The sequence below is a fragment of the Planobispora rosea genome, from assembly GCF_014648175.1.
Taxonomy (GTDB): domain Bacteria; phylum Actinomycetota; class Actinomycetes; order Streptosporangiales; family Streptosporangiaceae; genus Planobispora; species Planobispora rosea.
In genome coordinates, this window is record NZ_BMQP01000009.1 from 116,977 (window position 1) to 131,052 (window position 14,076).

General features: G+C 72.3%; 14 protein-coding genes. 9 read left to right on the top strand and 5 right to left on the bottom strand.

Going from position 1 to position 14,076, the window contains the following annotated elements; genetic code table 11:
- Window positions 1-4: 4 nt before the first annotated feature.
- Window positions 5-2,401 carry a helicase-associated domain-containing protein gene (locus IEZ08_RS11525; RefSeq protein ID WP_189242119.1) on the bottom strand — a complete coding sequence of 799 codons (2,397 nt, stop codon included), beginning with the start codon at window positions 2,399-2,401 and terminating at the stop codon, window positions 5-7.
- A gap of 348 nt (window positions 2,402-2,749) precedes the next feature.
- Window positions 2,750-3,280, bottom strand: coding sequence for an ATP-binding protein (locus tag IEZ08_RS11530; RefSeq protein WP_068922430.1), 531 nt, complete (start codon window positions 3,278-3,280; stop codon window positions 2,750-2,752).
- A 195-nt stretch (window positions 3,281-3,475) separates the two neighbouring features.
- On the opposite strand from IEZ08_RS11530, the gene IEZ08_RS11535 reads away from it, so the two are divergent.
- The 4 genes from IEZ08_RS11535 (at window position 3,476) to IEZ08_RS11550 (ending at window position 5,848) form a co-directional block, all read left to right on the top strand.
- Window positions 3,476-4,342 carry a Sco1979 family transcriptional regulator gene (locus tag IEZ08_RS11535; RefSeq protein ID WP_068922431.1) on the top strand — a complete coding sequence of 289 codons (867 nt, stop codon included), beginning with the start codon at window positions 3,476-3,478 and terminating at the stop codon, window positions 4,340-4,342.
- Window positions 4,343-4,579, top strand: coding sequence for a DUF397 domain-containing protein (locus IEZ08_RS11540; protein WP_068922432.1), 237 nt, complete (start codon window positions 4,343-4,345; stop codon window positions 4,577-4,579).
- Window positions 4,580-4,718: 139 nt separating this feature from the next.
- Window positions 4,719-4,970 (top strand): hypothetical protein, encoded by a 252-nt coding sequence (locus IEZ08_RS11545; protein WP_068928573.1) that lies wholly within the window; start codon window positions 4,719-4,721, stop codon window positions 4,968-4,970.
- 101 nt (window positions 4,971-5,071) lie between these two features.
- On the top strand, window positions 5,072-5,848 hold the full coding sequence (locus IEZ08_RS11550) for a hypothetical protein (protein ID WP_068922433.1): 777 nt from the start codon (window positions 5,072-5,074) through the stop codon (window positions 5,846-5,848).
- A gap of 88 nt (window positions 5,849-5,936) precedes the next feature.
- Here IEZ08_RS11550 and IEZ08_RS11555 read toward each other — a convergent pair whose 3' ends face one another.
- From IEZ08_RS11555 to IEZ08_RS11565, 3 genes are all read right to left on the bottom strand, one after another.
- Window positions 5,937-7,538: a methyl-accepting chemotaxis protein gene (locus tag IEZ08_RS11555; RefSeq protein WP_203863330.1), complete on the bottom strand. Its 1,602-nt coding sequence runs from the start codon at window positions 7,536-7,538 to the stop codon at window positions 5,937-5,939.
- 133 nt (window positions 7,539-7,671) lie between these two features.
- Window positions 7,672-8,253 (bottom strand): histidine phosphatase family protein, encoded by a 582-nt coding sequence (locus tag IEZ08_RS11560; RefSeq protein WP_189242121.1) that lies wholly within the window; start codon window positions 8,251-8,253, stop codon window positions 7,672-7,674.
- A 113-nt stretch (window positions 8,254-8,366) separates the two neighbouring features.
- On the bottom strand, window positions 8,367-9,281 hold the full coding sequence (locus tag IEZ08_RS11565) for a TIGR03621 family F420-dependent LLM class oxidoreductase (RefSeq protein WP_068922436.1): 915 nt from the start codon (window positions 9,279-9,281) through the stop codon (window positions 8,367-8,369).
- A gap of 124 nt (window positions 9,282-9,405) precedes the next feature.
- On the opposite strand from IEZ08_RS11565, the gene IEZ08_RS11570 reads away from it, so the two are divergent.
- The 5 genes from IEZ08_RS11570 to IEZ08_RS11590 are packed head-to-tail and all read left to right on the top strand — an operon-like array spanning window position 9,406 to window position 14,074.
- On the top strand, window positions 9,406-10,188 hold the full coding sequence (locus IEZ08_RS11570; protein WP_068922437.1) for a phytanoyl-CoA dioxygenase family protein: 783 nt from the start codon (window positions 9,406-9,408) through the stop codon (window positions 10,186-10,188).
- Window positions 10,181-11,170: a phosphotriesterase family protein gene (locus IEZ08_RS11575; RefSeq protein WP_084779843.1), complete on the top strand. Its 990-nt coding sequence runs from the start codon at window positions 10,181-10,183 to the stop codon at window positions 11,168-11,170. Before IEZ08_RS11570 ends, IEZ08_RS11575 begins: the two co-directional genes overlap by 8 nt.
- 33 nt (window positions 11,171-11,203) lie before the next feature.
- Complete coding sequence (locus IEZ08_RS11580) at window positions 11,204-12,403, top strand: cytochrome P450 (protein ID WP_068922438.1); 1,200 nt, start codon at window positions 11,204-11,206, stop codon at window positions 12,401-12,403.
- Between the two features lie 7 nt (window positions 12,404-12,410).
- On the top strand, window positions 12,411-13,223 hold the full coding sequence (locus tag IEZ08_RS11585; RefSeq protein ID WP_068922439.1) for an SDR family NAD(P)-dependent oxidoreductase: 813 nt from the start codon (window positions 12,411-12,413) through the stop codon (window positions 13,221-13,223).
- Window positions 13,220-14,074, top strand: a complete 855-nt coding sequence (locus IEZ08_RS11590; protein ID WP_068922440.1) for a Gfo/Idh/MocA family protein — start codon at window positions 13,220-13,222, stop codon at window positions 14,072-14,074. The genes IEZ08_RS11585 and IEZ08_RS11590 overlap by 4 nt, the downstream gene beginning before the upstream one ends.
- Window positions 14,075-14,076: the final 2 nt, after the last annotated feature.

A 14,076-nucleotide genomic window follows, 5' to 3' on the forward strand; every position in this document is an offset into this window, starting at 1 on the left:
CGGGTCAGGCGAACGCGCCGCGGACCTCGACGATGTCGGCCAGGGGGAACTCCAGGTAGTCGCCGGCCTCCTCGCACCACGCGTCGAGCACACCGCTGCGCAGCTCGCCGTGGCTGACGGTGGCGGTCACGCCGTCGGCCAGCGTGATCGCCGCCCGGACGCCGCGGTCGACCACGAAGCCCAGCAGGGACTGCTGGGCGGTGGGCAGCCGGGAGGCCATCCGGCCGATGACCGCCCAGGTGCGCGCGACGGGCTGGGCGCTCCCGCCCTCGGAGGACAGCAGCCGCCGCGCGTGCTCGTGCGGGTCCGGCGGGGGCTCCACCAGCACGTGGGCCGGCGGCTCCAGCTCGGCGACCTGGCCGCCCGGGAGCAGGATCAGCCGCCCGCCCGCAGGCTCCTCGATGCGGGTCCGGCGGACGGTGATCTCGCCGGTGTCCTCGATCGGGACCGGGGCGTACCCGCTCTCCCGCAGCGCGGCCAGGGTCTTGTCGGCGGGCATCGAGCTGGCCAGCACGGTCGGCGCGAGCAGCCGCAGGCCCAGCCTGCCGAGCTTGCGGTGACCGGCGATCTCGGCCAGCAGCGCCGGGTCGGAGGCCTGCACGATGCAGGCGACCGTGGTCACCGTGACCTCGCCGTGCCGCCTGGCCACGTCGCGCACGAGGTACTCCAGCGGCTGGGGCAGGGCGCCCACCTCGGCGAGGTCGGCGAGCAGACCCTCGGCGGTGTAGCCGGAGTCCAGGGCGGCGCGCACGCTCGCCGGGCTGAAGCGCCACACCGAGGCCGCGCCGCGCGACTCCCGATCGGCGGCCCGGTCCAGCAGCTCGGCGAGCTCCGCCGAGGGCGGCCCGGTCACCACGGCGGTCAGGTCGGCCCCGAACAGGGCGCTGCGCCGCACGCTGGCCATCGCCCGGGTCGAGCACTCCACCAGAGCCGGGTCGTGCTCCACGACCGGCGCGGAGTCGTCGCTCTCCTCTCCGGCGTCGGCGTGCAGGGCGGCCAGCACGCGGCCCAGATCGGTGATCGCGTCATGGGCGACCAGGCCGAGCAGGCGGGCCTCCTCCAGGACCGCGGGCACGCACTCGGCCAGCAGCGCCTGGTCCAGCAGCGGGGCGTGCCAGTGGGTGAGGCGGACCAGCCCGGCCCGGTCGGCGCAGGCCGTACTGGCCGGGAGCCGGGCCAGCACGCCGAGCACCGCCCGGCGGGCCTGGGCGATCGAGGCCCCGGCGGGGTCGTCGCCGAGCACCGTGCCGTACTTGCCGCCGGTACGGCGCAGCGACGAGCGCTCCATCCGCCACCACGCCGCCAGCAGCACGCGGAGCCTGGCGGGCGCGTCGTCCAGCCGCCAGCGGTCGAACCGGTCGGTGGGCACCAGGCCGCCGGAGGACTCGTCCCAGGCCAGCAGCCGGGCCACCGCGCAGACCTCCAGCAGCAGCCGGGTCTCGTCCTCGTCGCAGCCGGTCTCCCTGGCCATCCGCCGTACCTCGCGGACCCCGATCCCGCCCGCCTTGAGCAGGGGAAGGGGGGTCTTGGCGGTGTTCTCCAGCATCGCGGCGCAGCGCTCGACCACGTGCGGGGCGGCCAGGGTCATCAGGTGATCCACGCCCTCGGGGTCCGCCGGAAGCGTGGCGAGGTCGGGGGCGACGGGGGTGAACGGGGGACGGTAGCCGGGACCGCGCAGCGCGAGCGTCACCTCCCGCGGCATCTCGCCCACGTTCCAGCTGGGCCGGAAGATCAGGCCGTGGTCGGCGGCCCACTTCTCCGGCGTGCCGGGGACGACGAACCGGCCGCCGTCCACGTCGCGGACGGGACCGTCCCAGGCGAAGTCCTCCAGCAGCCGTTCGGCGCCGGCCGGAGCCCGCTCGACCAGGACCGCCACCCGGGCCGGGTCGGACAGGAACTCGGAGATCGCGGCGATCATGCGCCGCTTGTGCCCCTGCGGCAGGCCGAGCGACCTCGCCAGCCCGCGCAGGGAGTCGACGCTGGTCGTCCAGGAGTTCAGATAGTGGGAGAGCGGCTCGCCGAGCCCGCACGGAGCCGTCCACCAGCGGCTGAGAGCGCCGGCGAACCGGATCCGGCCCTCGCCGTCCGGCCAGGCCAGGGCGTGGTCGGAGAGCAGGTCGAGCCAGGGCGTCACCTCGGCCTCGGGCACGCCGAGGAACCCCGCCAGGTCCGCCACGCCGACCCGGTCGCCCAGGGCCAGCGCGGCCTCGGCGACCTCCAGGGCGGGCAGCGGCAGGGTGCGCAGCACCTCCAGCACGGCGAAACCGTTTCCCAGCCGCTGCGCCAGCGTGTCGAGGCGGCGTGGCCACGGCGGGGTGATGGCGTCCAGCCGGTTGGCCAGGACGCGGGCGAGCCGTTCCTCGTCGAGGGTTTTCAACCAGCCGAGCAGGTGATCGTCCATCTCGCAGCTCTCTTAGGAATCTCGCGCGGGGGACTTTCCGTGAGCCATGGACCTCAACGGTAATGCAGAGGGGATGCCCGGGGGTGTGCACCGCGCGGAATGCAACGTGTTCCATGGGGGGCTGTGGTGTGATTTGCCGGATTTGGTGCGGTCCCGGGCCGACGCCGGGGGCGACGCCGGCCCGGGACCGACCGGCGCCAGAAGAGGGGAAGGGGCGGCGCCTTCTGGGGAGGGCTCAGGTTCTCGGGCGGGAGAGGGGCGGGATGCGCGGGGCCCCGCCGGTGAGGGGGCGGGAGGTCGTGGGCGGGGGGTGTCGGGGGGCGGGCGCCGGAGGAGTGCCCGGCGGAGTCAGGGCCGAAGGACGGCCCAGACGATTTTGCCGTATGGAGCGAGCGGTGCCCAGCCCCAGCGGACGCTGAGCGACTCGACGATGTGCAGCCCCAGCCCGCCGACCTCCAGGGGCTCGGGGTCGCGGAGCGAGGGTGATCCGGCGCCCGGATCGTTGAGCGCGCACGCGACCAGGTCGCCCCTGCGGATCAGGGAGAGCCGGACCGGCTCCCTGCTGTGCGCCGCGGCCAGCCGCAGACCGTGCCTGATCGCGTTGGTGGCCAGCTCCGAGACGACCAGTTCCATGTTCTCGCGCAGGTCCTCCAGCTTCCAGCCGGTGAGGGTCCCCAGGGCGAAGCTCCGCGCGGAGTGGACGGACTCGGTGTCCGGGGGGAGGACGAAGGTGGCGCTGGCCGCCGCGAGTCCGGATGGCGAGGCCGCGGAGGACCCGGGGAGGAGATCACGGGCCGGGTCGGGCCACCAGCCGACAGGCGGCCACCAGTCGAGCGTCGTCCAGACGGGGCGGGCGGGCGCGGTGGGGGCGGACTGCACGCGATCATCATGAGGCATACTCATGTGCAGGTGCAAGAGCAACTGCAAGAGCGGATGCACGTGCAGACGTGTTGTGCAGACGCTACGGTACCCCTGTTTCGGTAAGTCCGGAGGAAAGGGGATCTTGTTCGTAGCCGGGAAATTCCCGGTTCCGAGATGACAAACTGTGATCAGGAAGCGAGCAAGGAGAACCACGTGTCCATCGACCCTCCGGGTACCGGTTCCACTGTCCGGCGGATCATGCTCGGCGCGAGTCTGCGCCGTCTGCGTGAGGAGAAAGGGCTCACCCGGGAGGCGGCGGGATTCCATATCCGCGCCTCCGAGTCCAAGATCAGCCGGATGGAACTGGGCCGGGTCGGGTTCAAGACCCGGGACGTGGAAGACCTGCTCACCTTGTACGGCGTGCTCGACGACGTGGAACGGCGCGGCCTGCTGGAGATGGTCCGCGAGGCGAACACCCCCGGATGGTGGCACAAGTACGGCGACCTGCTGCCGTCCTGGTTCACCACCTACGTGGGGCTGGAGGAGGCGGCGAACGTGATCCGCACCTATGAGGTGCAGTTCGTTCCCGGCCTGCTGCAGACGGCCGCCTACGCGCGAACCGTGATCCGGTTGGGCTACCCGGACGTGCCCGAGGCGGAGATCGAGCGCCGGGTTCATATGCGCATGCAGCGGCAGGAGCGTCTGGCCAAGCCGGACGGTCCGCGCCTGTGGGCCGTCATCGACGAAGCGGCTCTGAAACGGCCGATCGGAGGCAGGGACACCATGCGTGAGCAGCTCCGGCATCTGCTGGAGGCGGCCACGCTGCCCAACATCACCATCCAGGTGATGCCCTTCAAGTTCGGCATGCATGCGGCCGAGGGTGGCGCGTTCAGCATCCTCAGATTTCCCGAGTCCGATCTGTCGGACGTCGTTTATGTCGAGCAGCTCTGGGGGGCCCTCTACCTGGACAAACGTGAGGAAGTCGATCCCTACCTCACGGCCATGGAGCAGCTGTGCGTCGAGAGCACGACGCCCGGGGGCACCACCGAGATTCTCGGCTCCCATCTCAGAGAGATCTAAATGGAGCAGACCTATAACGGCATGCCCGCCACCGAGCTGGCCGGGGCCGAGTGGCGAAAGAGCCGCTACAGCAACTCGCAGGGCAACTGCGTCGAACTCGCCGAGCTGCCGGACGGCAGCGTGGCGGTCCGCAACTCCCGCTTTCCGGACGGGCCCGCCCTGATCTACACCCGTGACGAGATCCGGGCGCTGGTGCTCGGGGTGAAGGACGGGGAGTTCGACAGCCTGACGGCGTAACACTGTTTTTACTTCCGGCGCGCACGGTTAACCCGGGCGCGCCGGAGGCGTAACGGGGCGGGGCGGCCGGTCGGGAAGAGTTCGGAACCACCGGAGAAGGGAAGAGGGGGAACCGAACGTGCCCGAGGAGACGACCCAGATGACGCTGTATCCCGTGGCCGACGACGTGCTGCTCGCACCGGGCGGCCGGGTCGTGATCCGTACCTACGGCGTCGGTTCGGCGGCGGGGGACGACGGCGCGGCGGTGTCCTACCGCACCTGGGTGACGGGGGTGCGCGACCAGCCGCGCTACTGGCGCTGGGGTCACTTCGAGGACGCCCGCCACGGGCACCGCATGGTCGTCGAGTGGCTGACCGGCCGCGGCCCGCAGCCCGCCGCGGCGGCCGCCTGACGCCTCCCCGCCCGTACGGCGTGCCGCTTCCCGGCCTGTACGGCACGCGGCTCCTCGGCTAGATTGCCAACCAAGCATCTGCTTGGGACGGGAGGGCCGTCGTGCGGCGTGGGATCTACCTGGTCGAGGAGGTCGACTTCCGGCCGATGAATTCGCGCAGGCCGCTGGAGTACCTGACCTGGCTCACCCGCTACAAGAAGGAGGACGAGGACCTCGACGCCCCCGAGCTGACGGAGGGACTGTCGATCAGGTCACGGGAGATCGACCTGGTCGGGGCCTTCTACGCGGTCGGCATCACCGGCCATCCCCAGTTCAGGGCCGTCACCCTCTGGGACTGCCACGGCGGCTGGGACGGCGGCTGGCGGCAGATGATGAACATCTACGACGGCGTCGACGACCGGCTCTTCCTGTCCGACATCGACGACCTGCGCTTCTCCGCCTTCTCCCGTCCGCTCGGCGCGGTGCGCGGCAGCCCCGCGCTGGCCGACATCACCGCCGAGGGCTACGCCGCGCCGTTCTACCTCTACGAGAGCGCCAGGGTCCGTCCCGGCGCGGCCCTGGACTACCTCGACGCCGTCCGGGAGGAGCGGGCTCCCATCCTCGCCGACCACGGCCACCGGCCGATCGGCCTGTACGAGGTCCTGTTCTGCGACACCGAGGTGGTCACGATCTGGGGCGTGTCCCTCGACGCGCACCTGGCCATGCAGCGCGCCGGGGACGCGGCCCTGGGGCTGGACGACGAGGTCGAGCCCGACCACCGGCTGCCGGCCTGGCGCAAGCGCGCCAGGGACTTCCTCGACGGCCCCTGGCGCGAGACCCTCCTCGCGCCCTTCCCCGGCTCCCGGCTCTCCCCGGCCGGGAGATCGTCCGCGGACTGACGCCCGCGCCCGCCGTACCGGACACGGCTCTCCGGCTCCAGGCGCGGGCGGCTCGACCGGCTCGACCGGCTCGACCGGCTCGACCGGCTCAGACGGTGAACTGGGCGACGACGCCGTGCAGCTCGGTGGCGACCCGGCCGAGCTCATCGGCCGTGCGGCGGGACTCGGCGGCCCCCGAGGTGGTGGTCTGGGCCTCGGAGGCGACCTCGGTGATGCCGCCGGCGATCTCACCGGCGCCGATGGCGGCCTCGGAGATGTTGCGGCTCATCTCCCCGGAGGTGGCGCTCTGCTCCTCGACGGCGGCGGCGATGGTGGTGGAGTGCTCGCTGACGGTCGTGATGACCTCGCTGATGCCGGCGATGGCCGCGATGGCCGCGTCGGTGTCGGCCTGGATGGCCTCCACCCGGCGGGCGATGTCCTCGGTGGCGCGGGCGGTCTCCTGAGCCAGGTCCTTGACCTCGCCGGCGACGACCGCGAAGCCCTTGCCCTGCTCGCCGGCGCGCGCCGCCTCGATGGTGGCGTTGAGGGCCAGCAGGTTGGTCTGCTCGGCGATCGAGGTGATGGTCTTGATGACCGAGCCGATCTCCGCGGAGGAGGCACCCAGCTTGGCGACGGTCTCGCCGGCGCCGCGCACCGCCGAGACTCCGGTGTCGGCCACCCGGGCGGCCTGGCTGACGCTGCTGGAGATCTCCGAGATGGAGGCGCTCATCTCCTCGCTCGCCGCGGCGATCGTCTGCACGTTGGACGAGACCTGCTCGGCGGTGGCGGCGACCTGGCCGGAGCGCGCGGAGGTACGGGCGGCGGCGGTGTCCATCTGCCCGGAGACGGCGGTCAGCTCCTGGGACGCCTCGCTCAGAGTCGTGCTCTGCCGGCTGATCGCGGAGAAGGACTCGCGCAACACCCGCAGGGTCTCGTCCAGGGCGCGGGCCATGTCACCCAGCTCGTCCCTGCGGGAGGTGTCGACACGCACCGTCAGGTCCTTGCCGGCGACCTTGCGCAGGACCTGCACGGTCGCGCCCAGCGGCCGGGTGATGGTCCGGGTGACCAGCGCGGCCAGGACGGCGGCCAGCAGCAGGCACAGCGCGCCCGCGCCCAGCATCAGGCGCAGGGAGCCGTCACTGGAGGCGCGGGCGTCGGCGGCGGCCGCGGTGAGGTTGGTGACGGCCTCGGCGGCCAGCGCGTCGACGGCCCCGGCCATCGCGGAGAAGCGCTCCAGCGCCTCACCGGAGGTCAGGTCACCGGCCTTCTTGACCTCGGCGGGCGTGCCGTCGCGGTAGGCGGCGACGATCTGCTCGTCGACGCGCATGAACTCCTCGAACTCCTTCTCGGCGGTCTGCAGGCCCTCCCGCTGGGAAGCGGTCAGCTCCATGCCGTCCAGCTTCTTCAGGTCCTCACGGAAGGCCGCGGTGGAGGCCAGGAAGTTCTTGCGCTGGCCGACGTTGTCGTCGGTGGCGCCCGGCACGCCGCGCTCGGCGTCGAAGGCGTAACCGGTCTGCCAGCCGTTGAAGTCCGCGGTGCGGAACTTGGCGGTCAGGGCCGCACCGCGCACCGCGGCGTTGGCGTCCACCTCTTCGATCGCGTCACGTGCCGAGGAGATGCCCGCCGCACCCACACCCACCGCCCCGCACAGCAGCGCGCCGACCACCGCGAACGCGCCGCCCAGACGCGCACCGACCTTCAGATCATGCATTTTCTTCATGTCCGGTCAAGCTCTCTCTCAGCTGTCGACGCGGGCCGTTCCCGCATCGCTGACCAGAGCATCGACACGATCGAAGCCGAGTTGAGTGTCCGGGCCGGTCAATCGCATCGGCCCGGACATCTGATCAGACCGGGGCGTTCCAGGAGAGGATGACCGGCTCACCGTGCTCGAACCCCAGACGGGAGTAGGTGCCGGTGTTCAGCCGGTAGAAGCGGCCGGCCTCGGGCTCCTGGCCGAGCCAGCGGGCCGCCAGGACCCGCAGGAAGTGGCCGTGGGCGACCAGGGCGACATCGCCCGCCGCGGCCCGGGCCCGGGCCAGGACCCGGTCGGCGCGGGCCCCGACCTGCGCGGCGCTCTCCCCGGGATGCTCGGCGTCACCGGGGATCACTCCGTCGCGCCACAGGTACCAGCCGGCGCGCGTCTCACGGATCGCCGCGGTGGTGATCCCCTCGTAGCCGCCGTAGTCCCACTCCCACATGTCCGGGTCGATCGCGTATCCGGCCAGTCCCGCGAGCTCGGCCGTCCTGCGGGCCCGCAGCGCGGGACTGACCAGGACGAGGTCGAAGACCCTGTCCTCGACGAGCGGGGCGAGCGCCCGCGCCTCTTCCTCGCCCCTGGCGGTGAGGGGCAGATCGGTGCGCCCCGTGTGCCGCCTGTCCCGGCTCCACTCGGTCTCGCCGTGCCGCAGCAGAATCATCTCGTTCATGGTGCCCCCATCATGCCCGTACGGCTCCCGCCGCCCCGGCAGTGCCCCCGGCAGTGCCCCCGGCAGTGCCCCCGGAGTGCTCCGGCGGTGCCCCGATCACGGCCCGCCGCCGTTCACCGTCCCGCGAGCTCCTCCACGACCGGGATGAAGGCGTCGAGGTCGCGTTCGTGGTGGAGCACGAAGTAGGACAGGTCGTGGGTGTCGCGCCAGTACCGGAGCTTGTCGACCACGTCCTGCCGGGTGCCGAGCAGGACCTGGGGAGTCTCGTCCTGCCGGGAGGAGTCGGCGGCGCTCCACGCCTCGCCCCGCCTGCGGGTGCCGAGCTGCTGGACGCTGGTGCCGAGCTCGATCGCGCCGTAGCGGTCCGCGGCGGCCCGCCGTACCAGATCGATCTTGGCGAGGAACGCGGTCAGGCCGCCGTCGGCGCCGTCGGGGCCGGTGCCGTCCGCCCTGACCCGCATGCCGAGGTTGATCACGTCGGCCTCGCGGGCGGCGAGCCGGAGCACGCGCGGCCCGCCCCCGCCCAGCAGCAGCCGGGGATGCGGACGCCGGACCGGCTTGGGACGCTGGTCCAGCCCGTCGATCCGGTAGTGCGCGCCGCGGAAGGTGAACGGGCCGTCACCCCAGAGTCCCTTCAGCACCGCGATCGCCTCGGCGAGCCGGTCCACCCGGACCCCCGGCGGGTCCAGGGTCAGTCCCGCGGCGGTGTAGTCGGCGGCCATCCAGCCGGTGCCCAGGCCGAGCTCCAGACGCCCCTCCGAGAGCAGATCCACGGTGGCCGCCTCCTTGGCGAGCACGGCCGGGTGCCGGAAGTCGTTGGCGAACACCAGGGTGCCGACCTTCAGCCGGCTGGTCGCGCAGGCCGCCGCGGTCATCGCCGCGACCGGTGCGAAACGGGGGCCGACCAGGTGGTCGGGGACGAGCAGCGCGTCGAATCCGGAGTCCTCCAGGCGGCGGGCCCTGTCCGCCCACTCCCTGCCCGAGGCGGCCTCCCTGACCACGGCGGCGAACCTGAACGGCCGGTCCATCCCGTCCTCCCTGTCAGCTCATCTGCCAATCAAGCGCTTGGTAAGAATAGGGGGTGGCGGGGGTTCCGCGAAGACTTATACCAAGCGCTTGCTTTATAGGTGTGCGCGGTCCGACACTGAGCCCATGGCTGACGACACCTCCGTCCGCGACGTGACCGACGACGAGGCCGCCTTCTTCCGGGACAACGGCTGGGTACGGCTGCCGCGCCTGGTCGATCCCGGCCACACGGCCGTGCTCCGGGACCGCGCGCTGGACCACCTCGCCGCGCGTTCCCGTGCCGTCACCTCCCAGGTGGACCAGGCGTTCGGGCAGTCCAGGGACATCGCCGAGACCGACGAGCGCTTCCGCGACCTGGCCCTCGCCCCGCAGCTCGGCCGGGCGGCCGTCCGGCTGCTGCACGGGGTGGCCGGGGTGCGGGTGCAGGTGACGAATCTCCTGATCAAGGAACCGGAGAACGGAGGACACGGGGCCACCGAGTTCCACCAGGACTTCCCGTGGATGCCGATGGACCGCTCGGCGATGCTCACGCTCTGGCTCGCCCTGGTGGACGTGCCCGCGGACATGGGCTCCCTGCGGTTCTCCACCGGCTCGCACCGGTACGGCGTGCTCGGCCGCTCCTTCACCCGTGCCGGCGACGACCAGCTCAGCCAGCATCCCTGGCTCAAGGAACTGGAGCTGTCCCCGCCGCTGGACCTGGCCGCGGGGGATGCGACCGTGCACCACGCGCTGACCGTGCACGGCGCCCCCGCCAACCACCGCGACACCCCCCGCGTGTCGTTCACCGCCACCTACTTCGACGCCGACGCCCTCTACACCGGCGCGCCGTACCGGCAGACCGACGACCTGGGCCTGACCGTCAACCGGCCGTTCGAGCACCCGAAGTTCCCGGTCGTCCCCCATGCCTGAGCGCACCGCGGAGATCGAGACCGTCACCGGCCCGGTGCGGGACCCGGGCGCGACACTCATGCACGAGCACATCTTCGGCCTCAGCCCGGAGATCCTGTGGAACTGGCCGGACATCCCCGAGGGCTGGGACCTGGAACTCCGGGCCCGTGAGGCCGCCGACAAGCTGACCGAGCTGAAGGACCACGGGATCGACACCGTCGTGGACCTGACGGTGATCGGGCTCGGCCGTTACGTGCCCGCGGTCCAGCGGGTGGCCGAGCTGACCGAGGTCAACATCGTCGTCGCGACGGGGCTCTACACCTACGACGCGCTCCCGCCGTACTTCGGCAACCGCGGTCCCGGCTCGTTGTTCGGCGGCCCCGACCGGCTGGCCGAGTTCTTCGTCCGGGACATCGCCGAGGGCATCGGCGACACCGGGGTGAAGGCGGGCATCCTCAAGTGCGCCTCCGACCACCTGGGCATGACCGGCGGCTGCGAACGGGTCTTCCGCGCCGTCGCCCAGGCGCACCGGGCCACCGGCGTCCCGATCACCACCCACTCCCACAGCGCCTCACGCGGCGGCCTGGAGCAGCAGAAACTCCTCGCCTCCGAGGGAGTGGACCTGAGCCGGGTGGTGATCGGCCACGCCGGCGACTCCACCGATCTGGCCTACCTGGAAGAACTGATCGCCAACGGCTCCTACCTGGGCATGGACCGCTTCGGCATCAACACGATCAGCCCCTTCGAGGACCGGGTGGCGACGGTGGCGGCCCTGTGCGAGCGGGGCCACGCCGGGCGCATGGTCCTGTCCCACGACTCCTACTGCTTCAACGACCGCTTCGACCACGAGGTGGTACGGCGCCGCCACCCCGACTACCACCTGCTGCACATCTCCCGGGACGTGCTCCCCGAGCTGCGCAGGCGGGGCGTGACCGAGGAGCAGATCCACCGGATGCTCGTCGCCAACCCCCGCGACATCCTCACCCGGCGCGAGCCGTACTGAAGACCGAGAACCCGAGAGCCCTGCGAGGCATCCATGATCGACGCCGACGACTTCGACGTCAGCGCGGCCTGGCACGTCGCCGCGCCGTACGACTTCCTGCGCCGGCTCCGCCGCGAGCAGCCGGTCTTCCGCAGCGAGCACCTGGGCGCCCACGTCCTGACCCGGTACGCCGACGTGCGCGCCGCCTACGGCGACCCGAAGCGCTTCTCCTCCGCGGGATCGCTGACGATCTCCCGGAGCCTGTCCGAGGAGACCCGCCTCAAGCTGGGCGAGCACGGCTCGTTCCTGTCGAGCTTCGTGGCGAACGTGGACCCGCCCGTGCACACCCGGCTGCGCCGCTCGGTGTCGCGGGCCTTCACCCCGCGCGCGGTCTCGGCGATGCAACAGCGATTCCGGGAACTGAACACCGACCTGCTCGACCGGGTGGCCCCGCGCGGGGAGGCGGACTTCGTCGCCGAGATCGCCCACGAGCCCTCGGCCAAGCTCACCGCCCGCTTCATCGGCGTGCCCGAGGAGGACGAGGAGTTCGTCAAACACCACGTGAAGGACTGGTTCCAGCTGTTCCTGTCGCCGCAGCCGCCCGACCGGCAGCTCGTGCTGGCCGAGAGCTTCCTGGCCTACCTCGACTACGTGGACAGGCTCGTCGCCTCCCGCGCCCGCGACCCCCGTGACGACTTCACCTCGCTGATGGCCTCCCTGATCGGCACCGAGCTGTCGCACCGCGAGGTCGTCGAACTGATTTCCACGATCCTGCTCGGCGGCAACGACACCGTGCCCAACCAGCTCGGCAACAGCGTGCTCCGGCTGCTGCGCGAGGGCGCCTGGCCGGTGCCGCCGGAGCTGACCCGCAACGCGGTCGAGGAGTGCATGCGCATCGACGGCGCCAGCCTCGGCTCCTTCCGCTACGCCACCGCCGACATCGAGCTGCACGGGACCACGATCCCGGCCGGTGCGCTCTGCCTGCTGTCCACCGACTCCGCGGCCCACGACGAGACCGTCTTCGACGACCCCGAGCGCTTCCGGATCGACCGCCCCAACGCCGACGCCCACATGACCCTCGGCTACGGCATCCACTTCTGCGTGGGCGCGGCCCTGGGCCGCCTCCAGCTGCGCACCGCCCTCGACACCCTGGGCGAACGCCTGCCCCGGCTCCGCCTGGCCTCCGGAGAGCCACCCTCCTACCGCGCCTCGATCGTCGGCCGCGGACTGACCGCGCTGCCCGTGGAGTGGTGACGCCGAGATGGTGATGCGTTTCGACGGGAAGGTCGCCCTGGTCACCGGTGGAGGGTCGGGCATCGGCGCGGCCACCGCGCACCGGCTGGCCGCCGAGGGCGCCCGCGTCGGAGTCGCCGACCTCCGGCTCGCGGGCGCGCGCTCGGTCGCCTCGGCGATCAGATCCGCGGGCGGTACGGCGTGCGCGCTCCACTGCGACGTGTCCGAGGAGGAGGCGGTGGCGGCGGCCGTCACGGAGCTGACCACCTCGTTCGGGCGGCTGGACGTGCTGCACTCCAACGCCGCCTGCCTGGACCGCGAGGTCTACGGCAGGGACCGGGACCTGCTCGACATGGACGTGGAGGTCTGGGACCGGACGATGGCGGTCAACCTGCGCGGCGCGATGCTCACGGTCAAGCACGCGGTCCCGGCGATGGCCGACGGCGGCGCGATCGTACTGACCTCCTCGGTCTCGGCCCTGGTCGGAGACGCCGACCACGCGGCCTACGGGGCCTCCAAGGCGGCGCTGGTGGGATTCGTCCGGTACGTGGCGACGATGTACGGCTCCCGCGGCATCCGGTGCAACGCGGTGGCTCCCGGCCTGGTCCTGACCGACCTCGCCCGGGCCGTGATGACCCCGGAGCGGCTGGCGGAGAAGGCCGCCGAGCGGGTTCTGCCGTGGGCGGCCGAACCGGGCGACGTGGCCGCCCTCGTCGCCTTCCTCGCCTCCGACGAGGCGCGCTGCGTCACCGGCCAGACGGTCGTCGTCGACGGCGGCACCACCGCGCACCGCCCCGAACACGCGATCAGGACATGGTCCCGTGAGAAGCTGAACATGTGACGATATCTGTGGGCCTGGTGGGAGCCGGGCCGTGGGCGGAGAAGGTGCACGCGCCGGCGCTGACCGCCGGGCCTCACACGCGGCTGGCCGGCGTATGGGCCCGCAGACCCGAGGCGGCGGCCCGGCTGGGCGCCCCGGTCTTCGAGCGGATAGAGCAGCTCTTCGACGCCTGCGAGGCGGTGGTCTTCTCGGTGCCGCCCGCGGTCCAGGCGGAACTGGGGGTCATGGCGGCCAAGGCGGGCAAGGCGCTGCTGCTGGAGAAACCGCTCGCGGCCGACCTGGACGGCGCGCGGCGGCTCGCCGACGCGGCGGGGCAGGCGGGTGTGCCCTCGCAGATGTGCCTGACCTGGCGCTACTCGGCGGCCGTCCGGGCGTTCCTGGCACGGGTCTCGGCCATCGAGCCGTTCGGCGGGCACGCCTCCAGCATCTCCGGCGCCATGCTCGGCGGCGACTTCGCCAGCCCGTGGCGCCTGGAGCGCGGTGCGATCCTCGACGTCGGTCCGCACATGATCGACATGATGGACGCCGCCCTCGGCGCGGTCGCCGGGGTACGCGCCCACGGCAACCCGACGGGCTGGGTCGGCCTGCTGCTGGAGCACGAGACCGGCGCGGTGAGCGAGGTCTCGCTGTGCATGAGCGCACCGGGCCGGACGCCTGCGCCCCGGGTGGACGTCTACGGCAGGCTCGGCGGGGAGTCCATCGACGGCGGCTCACTGGGCCCGGACGTCTTCGCCACGATGATCGCCGAGTTCGCCGAGACCGTCCGCACCGGCGTCGGGCATCCCCTGGACGCCATCCACGGCCTGCGTCTCCAGGAGATCATCTCCACCGCCGAGGCCCAGCTCGGCTAGCA